Raw genomic sequence first — 15,097 nt, 5'->3', positions numbered from 1 at the left:
TTGTTATGGTTGACCGGTCGCGGCTCTTTGGCTGATCCGGTCGGGGTAAAACTGATCAGGCCAGAAACTGCTGGGTGAGCTTGACCCAGTAGGTCGCGCCCAGCGGCAGGATTTCATCGTTGAAGTCGTAACCCGGGTTATGCACCATGCAGCCCCCTTTGCCGTCGCCATTGCCGACAATCAGGTAGCAGCCGGGACATTGCTGCAGCAGGTAAGCGAAATCCTCGCTGCCGGTGAGCTGTGTCATGTTGTCGATCAGGCCGTCTTCGCCCAGCCAGTCGCGTGCCACGGCTTTGGCCAGTTCAGTCTCGGCGGCAGTGTTGACCAGCACCGGATAGCGCCGCTGGTAGTCGACCTCTGCCTGTGCGCCGAAGCTGGCGGCCTGGGCTTCGGCCAGGGCGGTAATGCGCTGTTGCAGCAGTTCGCGCACCGCCGGGTTGAGCGAGCGGATCGACAGCCGCATTTCGGCGTTATCCGGAATCACGTTCGGTGCCTGCCCGGCGACGATCGCACCCACGGTGACGATGGCGGTTTCCAGCGGCGGCACATTGCGTGCCACCACGCTTTGCAGCGCCATGGTCAGCGAGGCGCAGACCACAACCGGGTCCACCGCTTCATGCGGCATGGCGCCGTGTCCGCCACAGCCCTTGATTTTGATGATGGCGCTATCCGACGAGGCCATGAAGGCGCCGGGCAGAAAGCCGAAGCGTCCGGTCGGGTAGCCCGGCATATTGTGCAGGGCAAAGACCGCATCGCACGGGAAGCGGTCGAATAGCCCGTCTTCCAGCATTTTCTGGGCACCGGCCAGGCCTTCTTCCGCCGGCTGGAAAATCAGATTGAGCGTGCCGTTGAAATCACGGTTGGCCGCAAGATACTTGGCGGCGGCCAGCAGGGTGGCGGTATGGCCATCATGGCCGCAGGCGTGCATCTTGCCGGCATGGCGGCTGGCGTAGGGCAGCCCGGTGGCCTCGTCAATCGGCAGCGCGTCCATGTCGGCGCGCAAGCCCAGCCGTTTGTCACCATTACCGTTTTTTAGCGTAGCGACCACGCCGGTGCCACCCAGGCCGCGGTGTACCTGGTAACCCCAGGCACTCAGACATTCGGCGACTAGATCGCTGGTGGCAAACTCCTCGAAACCGAGCTCGGGGTGGGCGTGGATCTGATGGCGCAGTTCGACCATCTCTTTTTCGATGGCACGGATGCCTGGCAGGACCGGGTCTGTCATGTTGTGTCTCCTCGTTGCCGCCACAGGAAAGCGGGGCTGCTGAAAATCATCTTAATTGGCGATTTTTTGTTTCGGGAGAACCAGTTTTGTTATCTTGATTACCTAAGGTTGTCAGGGGGGGGCGAGATGAAACTTCATCAACTGCAGGCATTGGTGGCGATTGCCGATTGCGGCAGTATCCGTGGCGCGGCGCGCCGGCTTGGCCTGTCGCAGGCGGCGCTGACCAAAGCCGTGCGCGAGCTGGAGGCGCAGCAGCAGTTGCCGCTGCTGATCCGGCATGTCAGCGGTGTGACCTTCACGGAGTTTGGTACGGCGCTGCTTAGCCATGCCCGGCTTGTCGTCGGCCAGCTGGAGCGGGCCGAGGCAGAGCTGTCGCTGCTGCGCGGCCATGCCGAAGGGCGCTTGAGCGTCGGTGTCACCCCCTTTATCGAGCTGACTTTTCTGCCCGCTGTGGTGCGCCGCTTTCGCGCCAAGATGCCGCATGTGCGGCTGGAGCTGTTCGAAGGCTTGTCGGCGGTGTCGCTGCCCAGGCTGCGCAACGGGGAGCTGGATTTTGTCGTCGCGCCCCACATTCCCGCCATGCCGGCACAGGAGTTCGAGTGCGAAGACTTGCTGCTGTACCAGAATGTGGTGATCGCCCGGCAAGGGCACCCGCTGGAAAACAGCAGCTCGCTGCACCAACTGCTGGAAGCGGACTGGGTGGTGAACTACAGCCCGACTTCCTACGAGCCGTTCATGCACAACCTGTTCTGGCAGCATGGCGCGCAGATCGATGAGCAGCGGCTGGTCAGGGCGCATTCCTTGACCCTGCTGCTATCGCTGGTGCGCCATGCCGACATGTTCAGTTACTGCCCCGAGCCGCTGCTGGTGGCGGAGCCGATGCTGGAGTGGATCCGGGTGATGACGCTGGAGCAGCAGTTCGAAACCGGCAAGCTCGGCATCATTAGCCGGCGCGATACCACCCGCAGTGTGGCGGCAAAATGCTTTGTCGATTGTCTGATCCAGGAAATACGACGCTGCGCGCGCTCCGCAAGCGCGGTCGATTGCCGGCTCAGCGAGAAGCTGACGTTGCTGATCTGACGGGGATCTGCCCGGAGAAAAAACAGGGCAAACCATGACCGGGTTTGCCCTGTTCGTTGCAGGTTGGCCGCAGGCGGCGCGGCTTATGCCAGCTCGAAGCGATCCAGGTGCATGACCTTGTTCCAGGCGGCGACAAAGTCGCTGACAAATTTCTGCCCGGCATCGCTGCTGGCGTACACCTCGGCCAGCGCCCGCAGTTGCGAGTTGGAGCCGAACAACAGATCCACTACCGTTGCCGTCCACTTCAACTCGCCGCTGTGGCGATCGCGCCCTTCCAGTACGCCGGCGGTGCTGCCCGGCTGCCACTTGGTGCCCATGTCGAGCAGGTTGACGAAGAAGTCATTGCTCAGCGTTTCCGGCCGCTTGGTCAGAAGGCCATGCGGGGTCTGGCCGCTGTTGGCGTTCAGCGCGCGCAGGCCGCCGATCAACACTGTCATCTCCGGCGCGTTCAGCGTCAGCAGCTGTGCCTTGTCGAGCAACAACTCGCCCATGACGCCTTCCAGTCCTGGTGCCGCATAGTTGCGGAAACCGTCGGTCTTGGGTTCCAGTACCGGATACTTTTACGGCTGCTTTCAATATGAAAGCAGTCGTCTTTATTTGGGTAAGCGAAAGACAGCTATGGCCGAAAAGCTTGGTGGCGGTACAGGATAGCCGCCACCTTGGTGGAAAAGTGTGGTCGTAACGACTACCTAAATTTCGATCTGCTCTGAAATTTCCAAAGCATCATCGACTTCTATCCCGAGATACCGCACAGTGCTTTCTAACTTGGTATGACCAAGCAAAATTTGCACCGCTCGCAGGTTCTTTGTTTTCTTGTAGATCAAAGTTGCTTTGGTGCGTCGCAACGAGTGAGTACCGTAGATTGATGAGTCCAGCCCAGCGGTTTCGACCCACATGTGCACTATCCGTGCATATTGGCGAGTCGATAAATGTGGAGAGTCTTCCAACCGACTAGGGAAGAGATACTGATCACTGCGCAAATGTGCTTTCTCTAGCCAGGCGGCAACGGCCAACCTGGTCGGCTCTGTTAGCTCAAACTGTACCGGGCGTTGTGTCTTGCGTTGGACGACAATAGCACGGGGCAAAATCTGGTTTCCATTCGTAACGTCGCGCACTCGTAAGCTGACTAAGTCACAGCCACGTAGTTTGCTGTCGATTGCCAAATTGAACATGGCTAAGTCTCGAACCGCGTGCTTATTCTGGAGGTGGATCCGGATCGCCCAGATGTCTTTTGGCTTTAGAGGCGGTTTCTGGCCAATCAGCTTGCCTTTGTTCCATGCCTCACGCTTCGGTGTGGTACCCATGACAGACTCCTTTTCAGTGGAAAGGAATCTGATTATTGGTGGCAACGCAGTACAGCGAGGAGGAAGCCGCGGATCGGCCTTTGCTGCCATTGATGGTGGAGTCTTCCAATGGCCGATATCGTTCAATTTACGGTCATTGACCAATAGCACGCAATGCATTCGGCTTATTTCGCGGTGAGTAAGGCATAATTAGCATTGATAAATTACAAGGCGTTATGGATACGTCATGGGCAATTCAATCGCTCTTGTTGCAGATTACTTCCGAGTCAGCCATGTCTCTTCCGCGACTATTCCCAACTCGCGCCTGAGCAACATTCTTGCCAAGATGCATCAGGGGAGGTCGCTGACGAAGCATTCGCTGGATTTTCTGCAACAGCAAAACCTACCAGAACTATATCGACTTGCCTGCAGAGAGATCACTTATGAGGCGTACGTTGCGGGGCTCGACCCCGACTATTTGAGGATGCATCAGGTTGCTCAGTCGGCGAGTCAAGCGAAGGATGCCGAGCTGCAGGCACTTGCAGCCCACTACCTAGCTCAGAAGTCCAATCACTCTGCTCGCAAAAACGTACGAAAAATGGATTCGGAAGCCGAGCGCCAGCTCCGCCGCAAGCGTGAGCGTGAAGCTACTGAAGCTGTCCTCGCGGCGCAAAGAACTCGCCAAGCAGAGTGGAAAGCACAGCGTGTGCGCAATTGCGAACTCGCTGCGGCCACTTACCACTCCCGCGCAAACACCCCGGGTTACTGCGAACCGACCGCTCAGGACCTTGCTCGTTACTTCCACTTGGAGCATATCGCTGCGGCAGTTAGCGCCCCTCTGAGCGATCTTTTGGACGCTCTCTATCGCGGGCGTCCGCTAACCGCCGATGAGCTTACCTACCTGAAGCACAGTGCACCTTCCGATCTGTATCGACTCGCATTCGGCCAATTGCCCCTCGACGAGTACATCGCGTTAGCAAAAACCGTTGAGGCCGAGGCGTTTGCTCGTAAGGCCAGGGAGGAGGCAGCAGCCGCGGCACGTATCGCACGAGAAAGGGATCCTGAATACATCAAGATGATGCAGACGCAAGCGCTGTACAAAAAATACGATGTATCGTTGACTGACAAATCGATGATGCCAAGGATGACGAAACTCCTCCAGCAGATCGATGCCGGCGAGCGCCTACCGAACGAAGATTTGAAGTGGCTCGGTACTAGCGCTAAACGGTATTTCACTGCGCCCATCCGGACGGCGTATCACCGTCTGGAGGCTGATTTTCATGCCGATCAGTACCTCCGCACCCAGAATCCATGGAATGCCATTAACGCCTGCGGGCATTACCGTAAGTGCAAACAGACGGAGGTTGCTCTCCGTTTGATCGATAGCATCGCAGGCAATCGTATTAAGCAACCCAAAGTGCAATCTGCGGCGCTTACTACCCGCGGCGGGGTTATGCGGGACCTCGGCCGGAGTTCTGAAGCAATTCAAATGGGCGAGACGGCGCACAAACTGATGCCTCAGGACTATCGCCCATGCACGCTGCTTGGGGCAGTACATATGGAGCTACGCAACTTTGAGACGGGTCATAACTGGTACGAAGAGGCACGAAAACGAGGTGCCCCCGAACAAGGCATCGACTCCGAACTTCGAAGCATCTTCCAACAATTGGATTCGGCCGGCCGTGAGGCGATGAAGAGCTTCCTGCTTGCGGAAGACTCGCACCGATACAGTTGGCTAAAGCAGACCAGATATCAGGAAACAAAAAAGCGAGGATAGCGAATCGCTAGGGACTGATATGTCTTCTCCATGGGAACTGCAGCCAATCAGAAGGGGCAGCGGCAGATCGTCGGCCAAAGCGGTCAGAGAGGTGCGGTGGGAAAATCGTCTGCAAACTTGTATAAAGCCGCCGCAACTAGCCGTCCATAGGTCCTGGAGCAAATCACCAGGAGCTCCCTTGGCTAGGGCTGTCAGCATGCTGACTCAGATATTTTCGTAGATGATCCACAAAATAAGCGACCTTTGCAGAAAGATTAAGCCTTTCGGGATAGACGGCATAGATATCGGCTGGAGGTGTGTCGTAATCAGACAGAACCTGCATCAGTCGGCCACTTCGCAAATACTTGGCTACATCCCATTCGGCACGCATCAGAATGCCTTGTCCCTCCAGCGCCCAGTTGAGGGCCACTTCCCCATCGTTGGTACTTAGCTTGCCATTCACTTTGATAGTGTCTGTCTGTTTCCCCCGGCTCAAACGCCAGTTGCCATACGCAGATTCGTTTTGTCGCAGCACGATGCATTGATGCTTGGTCAGGTCGTGCGGGTAGCTCGGTGTGCCATTGGCACGCAGGTAGTTTGGCGAGGCGACCAGCAAACGCCGGTTGCTGGCAACCTTTTTGGCAATCAAGCGTGAATCCGGGATGTCGCCAAAGCGGATTGATACATCTATGGTCTCATCCGGCAGGCTGACTGGTCGATCAGTAAGAAGCAACTGCACTTCGACATCGGAATACTGCTTGGAAAACGCAGAAATGGCAGGGCCAATATACGAGCGCCCGAAACCCAGTGGCGCATTAACGCGTAGCAGCCCCTTCGGATCGGCGCGGCTGCTAGAGACCAAGCGCTCCATCTCGTCTATTTCACTGAGAATGCGTACAGCATTTTGGAAGTAGACCTCTCCTTCGCTAGTCAGACTAATCCGACGAGTTGTCCTATTCAAAAGGCGGACGCCCAGTCTCTCTTCCATTTGCGCGAGGCGGCGAGACACGGCTGGTGGGGTCAGGTTCAACTCACGTGCCGTGGCAATAAGACTGCCCTGCTTGACCAGCAGGCAAAAGAAAGCCAATTCAGAGTGCATGGTGATTGGTAAATTTTTTGCAATGATGTTTTAACTTTACATCGATTCATCTTCTCTAGGAAAGCTCTACTCTCCACTCCAAGTCACACCTGACGGAGCGTCATTCGATTCGAAGCACTGGATTGAGGGCAAAAAATTTAAGCCGCATAAGACGGTTGAGAGTTCGTTGCCATAGGCAGCGATGAGTTTACAAAGTAAGAGGAGACATTCCATGGAATTGGAAATCGAAAAGCGCACATTGCGCCGTATCAGCTGGCGTATTGTGCCCTTCATTATGCTCTTGTATTTCGTGGCCTACATTGACCGAGTCAATATTGGCTTCGCTGCGCTGACCATGAAGGAAGATCTTGGCTTTACTGCTTCGATTCTCGGCTTTGGCGCGGGCATCTTCTTCTGGGGCTATTTCCTATTCGAAGTGCCTTCCAACATTGTTCTGCACAAGGTTGGAGCGCGTCTCTGGATAGCTCGAGTCATGGTTACATGGGGCATCATTTCCGGAGCCATGGCTTTCGTTGAAGGTCCAACCAGCTTCTACGTCATCCGCTTCTTGCTAGGGGCCGCCGAAGCAGGCTTCTTCCCTGGCATCATCTTGTATCTCAGCTATTGGTTTCCCGCCCGTCATCGCGCTGGCGTGACTGCCTTCTTCATGGCTGCAGCACCAATCTCTACAGCATTTGGCTCACCAATCTCGGCGGCCCTGCTGGAGATGCACGGTGTCTTGGGCCTGGCTGGCTGGCAGTGGATGTTCATCCTCGAAGCAATTCCCGCTCTTATCCTCGGCGTTGTCGTCTTCTTCTATATGACCGACAAGCCAGAACAAGCCAAGTGGTTGAAAGACGACGAACGCACTTGGTTGGTTAAAGCAATGAATGAAGAAGCCGCGGGTAAGGGCGATGGTGCCAAGCACAGCATTTTGAGCGGTCTGGCCAATCCCAAGGTGCTTGCACTGGCCATGATCTACTTTGGTACATCGGCCGGACTGTACACCCTCGGTATCTGGGCGCCGCAGATCATCAAGCAGCTCGGTGTTTCGTCGATGACCGTCGGCTTTCTCAATGCCATCCCGCCAATCGTTTCGGTTATCGCCATGGTGATGTGGTCTCGCCATTCCGACCGTACGGGTGAGCGTACCTGGCATGTCATTCTGGCCTGTGTTGCAGCCGCAGTCGGGCTGGTGGTTGCTGCTGGGGCCAGCAGCATCGTCGGCCTGATTGCGGCCCTGACACTGGTCAACGTTGGCATCAGCTGCGCCAAGCCACCGCTGTGGAGCATGCCGACCATGTTCCTGTCTGGCGCCGCCGCCGCCACGGGTATTGCCACTATCAACTCGATCGGCAATCTCGGTGGATTTGCTGGCCCGGCAATGATCGGCTGGATCAAGGACCAGACAGGCAGCTTCGCAGGTGGACTTTATTTTGTCGCCGGTCTGCTGGTGGTCTCCGCAGTACTGACTCTCGTGTTGGCTCGATTTCAGGAGCCCAAGGTACTAGCTGACAAAGCGGTATCTAACTGAAACGTGCCCCATCCCAACTGTTTTAAAGAGGAACATCAAATGGACAAAGAAGCCGCAGTCCAGTCATTGACGGACACCATGGCCAAATTCACGGCGTACATCGGAAAGCGCCTGCCTAAAGACGTAAAAAATAAGCTGGCGGATTTGCGCACCCTGGAGACTAACCCGCTCGCCAAGTCAATCTACGACTCGATGGCTGGTAACCAGGAAGCCGCTGACAAACTGGATCGCCCGAGTTGCCAAGATACTGGTGTCATTCAGTATTTTGTCGAAGCCGGGGCCAACTTCCCACTGCTCGGTGAATTGGAGGAAGTCCTCCGGGAGGCAACTGCAGGTGCAACGCGGATGGGCCCTTTGCGCCATAACGCTGTCGAAACCTTCGACGAAAAGAATACCGGCACCAATACCGGTACTCAAATTCCCTGGCTGGACTGGCGCATCGTCCCCGCCTTGGACAGCTGCACCATCGACGTTTACATGGCGGGTGGCGGTTGCACGCTCCCGGGTGCGGCCAAAGTGCTGATGCCGGGCCAGGGCTACGAGGGAGTCGCCGAGTTCGTCATGGATGTAATCACGGAGCGTGGCGTTAACGCCTGCCCACCGCTGCTTGTCGGTGTTGGTGTTTCGACATCGGTTGAAACCGCTGCTCGCCTTTCCAAATTGGCCATCATGCGTCCGGTTGATTCTAAGAGCACCAATCCACGGGCGGCACTGATGGAGGATCTGCTTGAACAAGGACTCAATGAAATCGGTATTGGTCCCCAAGGACTGACAGGTAACAACAGCGTGATGGGAGTCAATATCGAATCCTCTGCACGGCATCCATCCACTATCGGCGTAGCCGTAAATACCGGCTGCTGGGCGCACCGTCGCGGCAAGATCCGCATCAATGCCGATATGTCTTACGAAATTCTTTCCCACGAAGGAGTGGTGCTGTGAAAAAAATTCTGACTACCCCGATCAAGGATGAAGATCTGGAAAGCCTCAACGTAGGTGACGTGGTTTATTTGACCGGTCGCCTAGTGACCTGCCGCGATGTTGCCCATCGTCGCCTAATCGAACAAGGCCGGGAGCTGCCGGTTAACCTCGAAGGCGGGGCGATCTTTCACGCTGGCCCAATCGTACGCAAGAAAGATGACGGCAATTTCGAGATGGTTTCCATTGGGCCGACCACCAGTATGCGTATGGAAAAATTCGAGCGTGAATTCATCAAGCAGACGGGGGTAAAACTGATTGTCGGAAAAGGCGGCATGGGACCGGAAACAGCGGCCGGCTGCAAGGAAAACAAAGCAGTGCATGCCATTTTCCCAGGTGGCTGTGCAGTACTGGCTGCGACCCAGGTTGAAGAGATCGAAGGCGCTGAATGGCAAGATCTGGGTATGCCGGAAACCCTCTGGATTAATCGGGTGAAGGAGTTTGGCCCGTTGATTATTTCCATCGACACCAAAGGCAATAACCTGATCCAGCAGAACAAGGATGAGTTTAATGCCAAGAAAAAGCCAGTTCTCGAGCGGATCTGCAAGCAACTTAGCTTTATTAAGTAATTGGCTTTTTTAGTATCGTAGTGGTTTTGGCGGCGTGGTGGGTGGTGCACCCTCATGCCGCCCCTTCTGCTTGATACACATGCCTAATGTACACCGTTGTTAGTTGCGCCCCAAAAACAAGATCAACTTACTAAATTATCGTCGACCTAATTTTTTCATCATTTAAAAATAGATGACAAAGGTGCAAACGGATTTTCATTTTTAGTTACACATAATCTATTTGCAAAAATATCAAAAAATTCTTACTAGAAAATTTTGGAAGAGACCAGGTGAGCTTTAATTTCAATATGACGGTAGGTAAGCGTCTGGGCGTCGGTTTTTCCTTGGTGCTTACCCTATTGGTAATGATTGTCACTTTGGGAGTATGGCGCTTACATGAGGTGGCGCTTGCCACTCAAGAGATGATGCATCGGCCGATAGCCAAAGAGCGCCTAGTAAGTGATTGGCATACGAATATCATCGCCGGCGTCCGTCGCAGCACCGCGGTCGCAGTCAGCAAGGATGAAAACCTTGCTCAGTTTTTTGCCGAAGATCAGAAAAACGCCACCAAGCAAAATAATGCCCTGCAACAGCAGATTGGAACGCTGTTGTCTTCGGCTGAAGAGAAAGCCATGTTTGCCGAAATCGGGAACAAACGGCAGCACTTTTTGCAAGCCAGGGACAGCATGACCAATGCAAAGAAGGCGGGACAGAAAGAGCTTGCCGAGCAGTTATTCCGAGCACAGTTTCTTCCTGCCTCAAAGATGTATCTCGAGAAAATGCAGGCATTTCTCGGGCTGCAGCGACGCGAGCTTGATCGCCATGCACGTTATGTCGATGAAATCTATCGCGAGAGTCGCATCTGGATGCTGACTCTTGGTATTGGTGCCGTGCTGTTGGGCATTCTTGTGGCCTGGGCAATTGCTAGAACTATTACACGCCCACTGAAGCAGGCTATTGAAGTGGCTAAGCAAGTTGCCGCCGGAGATCTAACTGTTAAGGTCAAGACAAATGCTACTGATGAAACTGGCAATTTATTGAGAGCTTTAGCTGCAATGTCTGATGGCCTCTCCCTGGCTGTTGAGCGTGTGCGATACCAGGCGGAAGAGGCGGCAATGATGACTTCTCAGATTGCCAGTGCATCGCAACAAATTGCTCATCGTTCGCAAACCCAAACTGTTGCTGCGGCATCAACGGCGGTAGCTGTAGAGAAAATATCTGCCGGAATTATCTCTATCAGCCAACATGCGAATGAGTTGCAGGGGTTGACACAAACTAGTCTTGTTCAGGTTCAGGAAGGTAATCGGGCAATGGATTTGATGGTAGAGGAAGTCCGCAATACCGAGCAATCCGTTGAGAGCATTGCTATTTCGGTTCATGAATTTGTCGCCAGTGTACGTACCATTACTGACATGACAGGGCAGGTCAAATCGATAGCCGAGCAAACGAATTTGTTGGCTCTCAACGCGGCTATCGAGGCGGCACGAGCAGGTGAGGCTGGGCGAGGCTTTGCTGTAGTTGCTGATGAAGTAAAAAAACTAGCGGCGGAATCTGCTAATTCAGCATGCCACATTGATGAAATTACCACTCTTCTCAATTGCCAATCAGTCAAAGTAGAGAGATTTCTCGATAGTGGTCAGCTGGCGCTTAATGCGAGTCGCCAATACTTAGAATCGTTGATCTTTGTGCTAGCTGAATCTGGTGCCTCTGCCGAGAAAGCCAGTCGAGGCGTTATGTTGATGGCAGGGTCCGTGCAGGGGCAAGCAGAAGCAAGCCAGGGCATTTCGCTGAATGTCGAGCAGATCGCCAGAATGGCTAACGATAATCATGTTGCCATTCAATCTAGTAATGAATTGACTATAAAAATGAAACAGCTATCTGATCAGCTTTATGAGTCTGTGGCAATGTTCAAAATATAAATTATATTAGCTGTCATTATTATTTTTTGACGTTGCTTGGCGTTTTAATTAATGATTTTTATTTGAAATTGTATTCATGATGGCTTGGGGTCCTTTTCATAATAATTGGAGTGTGTGACGTGAGGCTAACCAGTTTTATCCCTCTTGGCGAAAATCGCAAAAGCTATGGCATTGTTACCGAGAAAGGCATTATCGACGTAGGTCGGCACCTTGCTTATCAGTATGCTGATCTCAAGGCCGTCCTCGCAGCTAATGCGATGCCATCCATACAAGCGTTCTGTAATTTTCCTGCGAACTACCTACCTAAGGAAGTGAGTTTTCTTCCTGTCATTGACAACCCCAACAAAATTTTCGGCGTGGGCATGAATTACCAGGAAAAGCGTCATGAGTTTAACGAAGCAAACCCAGCGCCAACCTTGTTCATTCGCTTCGCCGACTCACAAACAGGGCACAACGATTTCGTATTGAAACCTACGCAATCGAACGAACTGGATTACGAAGGCGAGTTGGCTATTGTCATTGGTAAGGCCGGCAAGAACATCAGTCAGCAAGAAGCAATGTCGCATGTCGCCGGGTACAGCTGTTATATGGATGGCAGTGTACGAGACTGGCAGCACAGCTGGTTTACTGCAGGGAAGAACTGGCCCAAAACTGGCGCCTTTGGTCCCTGGTTGGTGACAAGCGATGAACTGCCAGACCCGCATGATTTGGCAATCGAAACGTATCTGAATGGCCGCAAGGTTCAGGATGCCAGAACCAGCGGCATGATCCATCAAATACCGGCGCTGATTGAATACATCAGCACCTTCAGTGCGCTGTCCGCCGGCGATGTCATCCTGACCGGCTCGCCCGGTGGTGTCGGTAAGAAGCGTACCCCCCCCCTGTTCTTACAAGACGGGGATACAGTCGAGGTGTATGTCGAAGGAATCGGCACGTTACGAAATGCGGTCAGAAGCGCGGAGACTTACGCAGATCACTAAGTCCCGCCCCAATTGCTGCGAGCCAGCATTTACCTGGAGACAATGATGAATCCTCACCGAATTGCCGTCATCCCTGGCGATGGCATCGGCAAAGAAGTGGTGCCAGAAGGACTACGCGTGCTCGACGCTGCGGCCAGCAAGTTTGGCATCGCGTTCCATTGGGATGAGTTCGACTGGAGCTGCGACTACTATCTCAAACACGGCGTGATGATGCCCGAAGATTGGAAGGGACAGATCGGCACTCACGACGCCATTTACTTCGGTGCTGTCGGCTGGCCGGCTCAGGTGCCTGACCACATCTCGCTGTGGGGTTCGTTGCTAAAGTTTCGACGTGAGTTCGACCAGTATGTGAGCCTGCGTCCGGTGCGGCTGATGCCAGGGATCCCGTCCCCGTTGGCCAACCGCCAGGTCGGTGACATCGACTTCTACGTGGTGCGTGAAAATACCGAAGGTGAGTATTCCAGCCTGGGGGGCAAGATGTTTACCGGTACCGAGCGCGAGTTCGTGGTGCAGGAGAGTGTCTTCACGCGGCAGGGTATCGACCGCATCATGAAGTTTGCTTTTGAGCTGGCGCAGCAACGGCCTAAGAAGCATGTGACCTCCGCCACCAAGTCGAACGGCATCTCGATGTCAATGCCGTACTGGGACGAGCGTTTTACCGCAATGGCCGCCAACTACGCGGACATCCGTACAGATAAATACCACATCGACATCCTGACCGCCCACTTTGTGCAGCACCCTGACTGGTTTGATGTAGTGGTGGCGTCCAACCTGTTCGGTGACATCCTGTCCGATCTTGGTCCGGCCTGCACTGGCACGATCGGAATCGCCCCATCCGCGAACCTGAATCCGGAACGATGCTTCCCGTCGCTGTTCGAGCCGGTCCACGGTTCCGCACCGGATATTGCCGGCAAGGGTATTGCCAATCCAATCGGCCAGATTTGGGCTGGCTCGATGATGCTTGAGCATCTTGGATACCGGGAGGCAGCAGCCTCAGTCATGAGGGCAATCGAAACCGTGTTGGCTGAAGGTCCCCGAACGCCGGATATGGGGGGCAAAGCGACCACGGTTGATGTTGGCAAAGCGGTTGCATCGGTCATTAGTTCAGAAGGATGCTGAACGGTAGTCGACAATATTGCCCTCCACAGGCAGTAAGCTTTGTAGAGTTCCACATAGTTTACTAGTTGTATTAATGGCTGCTTCTCGGGAGGAAGCAGCCATTTTTCCCTCTTGGCCGCCAAGACTGCTTTGGCCGAACTGCTGCCGAGCTGGCGGACGCAAGGTCAGTTGGTCGGCCAAAGCCGCCCCTCGTTATCCAGAAGAAAGATGGCGGCTTCCTCTTTGAAAGCCGCCATTAATGTATCTAGCAAACGAAGGGCGATTCAATTAACAAGCGCATTATAAATTTGCCGCCGTGTGAATAAGGCACGGCAAGATAATCTGGTTACGCTCCTGCCGACCGTGGCCAGCCAAGAAGCCCTGCATCGACTCCACCAGCCGCACTGACATCCATTCCAATGGATGTGATAGCACCATCTGAACCAAGTCATCGGTGAGCGCTGCACGCGTCACTTCGGTCAGGTCATGGCAAACCACGACAAGTCCCGTTGGGCGCTGCAGCCGAAGCGCCTCAAGCACCCCTTCTATTCCGCCACCTGCAACATAGATTCCCACTAAGTCCGGATGTCTATCCAGTAACTCTAGCGTTGCTGCTTGTGCAAGATCTTTATCTTCTAGGCTAGGCAGCGTCTCTAGAACCTGAAGTTGCGGTGCATATTCGCGCAGATAGGCGCGAAAGCTTATTTCGCACTGTTCCTGACATAGATAGCGATGACTTCCCAGGATCAGCCCGACCTTGCCTGGGGTTGCCAGTTTTGCCATTGTCCACGCCGCGCTCCGGCCAACCTTGCGATTATCCAGACCGATATAGCCAGCACAGGCATCGGCACTCAGGTCAGAAACCAGGGCAAATACTGGCACGCCACGCTGCGCTAGGGTGTCAATGGCTTGGCTGATGAGTGGATGGTCTGCGGCGACCAGCGCTATCGCATCAACATCCTTGCCCAAGGCCAACAGCTCGGTAGCAATGTGTTGAGGGGTCAGGCTGGTCAGGTTAACGATGCGGCACTTGGCCCGGCCATCACATGCATCGATAACGGCCTGGGCCAGTTCGCGATAAAACGGCGTGGGTTGTTGTAACACCACTCCGAGCCGGGGTGTGGTTTGTTGCTCTGCGATACGGCGCTGAATCAGACCAACACGGCGAAATCCTAGCGTCTGCGCCGCATCTAGTACTTTTTGCGCCGTTTGCGGGCGTACTTTGGCCCGTTTATTGATTACACGATCGACCGTCGCGACGCCCACCCCCGCCAGTCGAGCCACATCCTCCATGGTTGGTTCAGCCATGATGTCTCCATTTTGATAGTTCTATCAAAAATAATTCTTCATTTTTGATAGTTTTTGAAATGCGAATGGCTACTCTTGTTGCCTAGTTTAATCAGCATATTAAACTGATCATATCAGTAAATACTTGCTGAATTTCATTAGCGTATATCAGAAAAACTATCAAAAATATTGCCGCCACCAGAGGCGGTATTAGCCACTGGAGACACACCATGAAAATCGCGCTCGACCCCTATATGCACCGCCACCTCAGCCTGCCGGCGCTGGTGCAGAAAACCGCCGAGCTGGGCTATGACCAGATCGAGCTGTCGCCCCG

13 protein-coding genes are annotated in these 15,097 nt (G+C 54.3%); 8 read left to right on the top strand and 5 right to left on the bottom strand.

From position 1 onward, the window contains the following. Positions 1–55: 55 nt before the first annotated feature. Entirely contained in the window at positions 56–1,225 is a 1,170-nt protein-coding gene (locus tag ACFOKJ_RS12270) for a M20 aminoacylase family protein (protein WP_189372341.1), read from the bottom strand. Here ACFOKJ_RS12270 and ACFOKJ_RS12265 point away from each other — a divergent pair. Beyond that, complete coding sequence (locus ACFOKJ_RS12265; protein WP_390279994.1) at positions 1,163–2,305, top strand: LysR substrate-binding domain-containing protein; 1,143 nt, start codon at positions 1,163–1,165, stop codon at positions 2,303–2,305. The two genes, ACFOKJ_RS12270 and ACFOKJ_RS12265, sit on opposite strands and share 63 nt — an antisense overlap. 83 nt (positions 2,306–2,388) lie before the next feature. Here ACFOKJ_RS12265 and ACFOKJ_RS12260 read toward each other — a convergent pair whose 3' ends face one another. Together ACFOKJ_RS12260 and ACFOKJ_RS12255 are read right to left on the bottom strand one after the other, a co-directional pair. Continuing rightward, positions 2,389–2,796 (bottom strand): peroxidase family protein, encoded by a 408-nt coding sequence (locus tag ACFOKJ_RS12260; protein WP_390279992.1) that lies wholly within the window; start codon positions 2,794–2,796, stop codon positions 2,389–2,391. A gap of 198 nt (positions 2,797–2,994) precedes the next feature. Beyond that, on the bottom strand, positions 2,995–3,609 hold the full coding sequence (locus ACFOKJ_RS12255; RefSeq protein WP_189375362.1) for a tyrosine-type recombinase/integrase: 615 nt from the start codon (positions 3,607–3,609) through the stop codon (positions 2,995–2,997). Between the two features lie 226 nt (positions 3,610–3,835). Between ACFOKJ_RS12255 and ACFOKJ_RS12250 the strand changes: the two genes are divergently transcribed. Next, positions 3,836–5,365, top strand: a complete 1,530-nt coding sequence (locus ACFOKJ_RS12250; protein ID WP_390279989.1) for a hypothetical protein — start codon at positions 3,836–3,838, stop codon at positions 5,363–5,365. Between the two features lie 163 nt (positions 5,366–5,528). Here the strand turns inward: ACFOKJ_RS12250 and ACFOKJ_RS12245 are convergent, their stop codons facing one another. Next, positions 5,529–6,443 carry a LysR family transcriptional regulator gene (locus ACFOKJ_RS12245; RefSeq protein WP_390279987.1) on the bottom strand — a complete coding sequence of 305 codons (915 nt, stop codon included), beginning with the start codon at positions 6,441–6,443 and terminating at the stop codon, positions 5,529–5,531. 211 nt (positions 6,444–6,654) lie between these two features. Between ACFOKJ_RS12245 and ACFOKJ_RS12240 the strand changes: the two genes are divergently transcribed. The 6 genes from ACFOKJ_RS12240 (at position 6,655) to ACFOKJ_RS12215 (ending at position 13,497) form a co-directional block, all read left to right on the top strand. Continuing rightward, complete coding sequence (locus ACFOKJ_RS12240; protein ID WP_390279985.1) at positions 6,655–7,956, top strand: MFS transporter; 1,302 nt, start codon at positions 6,655–6,657, stop codon at positions 7,954–7,956. A gap of 39 nt (positions 7,957–7,995) precedes the next feature. Further along, entirely contained in the window at positions 7,996–8,895 is a 900-nt protein-coding gene (ttdA, locus tag ACFOKJ_RS12235) for a L(+)-tartrate dehydratase subunit alpha (RefSeq protein ID WP_390279983.1), read from the top strand. Beyond that, positions 8,892–9,500, top strand: coding sequence for a L(+)-tartrate dehydratase subunit beta (gene ttdB, locus ACFOKJ_RS12230; RefSeq protein ID WP_390279981.1), 609 nt, complete (start codon positions 8,892–8,894; stop codon positions 9,498–9,500). Before ttdA ends, ttdB begins: the two co-directional genes overlap by 4 nt. A 269-nt stretch (positions 9,501–9,769) precedes the next feature. Continuing rightward, positions 9,770–11,398 carry a methyl-accepting chemotaxis protein gene (locus tag ACFOKJ_RS12225; RefSeq protein WP_390279979.1) on the top strand — a complete coding sequence of 543 codons (1,629 nt, stop codon included), beginning with the start codon at positions 9,770–9,772 and terminating at the stop codon, positions 11,396–11,398. Positions 11,399–11,517: 119 nt separating this feature from the next. Further along, positions 11,518–12,378 (top strand): fumarylacetoacetate hydrolase family protein, encoded by an 861-nt coding sequence (locus tag ACFOKJ_RS12220; RefSeq protein WP_390279977.1) that lies wholly within the window; start codon positions 11,518–11,520, stop codon positions 12,376–12,378. A 42-nt stretch (positions 12,379–12,420) separates the two neighbouring features. Further along, a complete protein-coding gene (locus ACFOKJ_RS12215) occupies positions 12,421–13,497 on the top strand; it encodes a tartrate dehydrogenase (RefSeq protein ID WP_390279975.1) in 1,077 nt (358 codons plus the stop codon). A 279-nt stretch (positions 13,498–13,776) separates the two neighbouring features. Here the strand turns inward: ACFOKJ_RS12215 and ACFOKJ_RS12210 are convergent, their stop codons facing one another. Beyond that, positions 13,777–14,784: a LacI family DNA-binding transcriptional regulator gene (locus ACFOKJ_RS12210; RefSeq protein WP_390279973.1), complete on the bottom strand. Its 1,008-nt coding sequence runs from the start codon at positions 14,782–14,784 to the stop codon at positions 13,777–13,779. Positions 14,785–15,097 lie beyond the last annotated feature (313 nt).

The sequence above is a fragment of the Vogesella amnigena genome, assembly GCF_042648905.1.
Taxonomy (GTDB): Bacteria; Pseudomonadota; Gammaproteobacteria; order Burkholderiales; family Chromobacteriaceae; genus Vogesella; species Vogesella amnigena.
This window is presented reverse-complemented; position numbering and strand designations above follow the sequence as displayed.

Bases quoted from the DNA above. Each gene is read 5' to 3' on its own strand.
- ACFOKJ_RS12265 (WP_390279994.1), top strand. From the start codon at position 1,163: ATGGCGCAGTTCGACCATCTCTTTTTCGATGGCACGGATGCCTGGCAG.
- ACFOKJ_RS12270 (WP_189372341.1), bottom strand. From the start codon at position 1,225: ATGACAGACCCGGTCCTGCCAGGCATCCGTGCCATCGAAAAAGAGATG.
- ACFOKJ_RS12260 (WP_390279992.1), bottom strand. From the start codon at position 2,796: ATGGGCGAGTTGTTGCTCGACAAGGCACAGCTGCTGACGCTGAACGCG.
- ACFOKJ_RS12255 (WP_189375362.1), bottom strand. From the start codon at position 3,609: ATGGGTACCACACCGAAGCGTGAGGCATGGAACAAAGGCAAGCTGATT.
- ACFOKJ_RS12250 (WP_390279989.1), top strand. From the start codon at position 3,836: ATGGGCAATTCAATCGCTCTTGTTGCAGATTACTTCCGAGTCAGCCAT.
- ACFOKJ_RS12245 (WP_390279987.1), bottom strand. From the start codon at position 6,443: ATGCACTCTGAATTGGCTTTCTTTTGCCTGCTGGTCAAGCAGGGCAGT.
- ACFOKJ_RS12240 (WP_390279985.1), top strand. From the start codon at position 6,655: ATGGAATTGGAAATCGAAAAGCGCACATTGCGCCGTATCAGCTGGCGT.
- ttdA (WP_390279983.1), top strand. From the start codon at position 7,996: ATGGACAAAGAAGCCGCAGTCCAGTCATTGACGGACACCATGGCCAAA.
- ACFOKJ_RS12215 (WP_390279975.1), top strand. From the start codon at position 12,421: ATGATGAATCCTCACCGAATTGCCGTCATCCCTGGCGATGGCATCGGC.
- ACFOKJ_RS12210 (WP_390279973.1), bottom strand. From the start codon at position 14,784: ATGGCTGAACCAACCATGGAGGATGTGGCTCGACTGGCGGGGGTGGGC.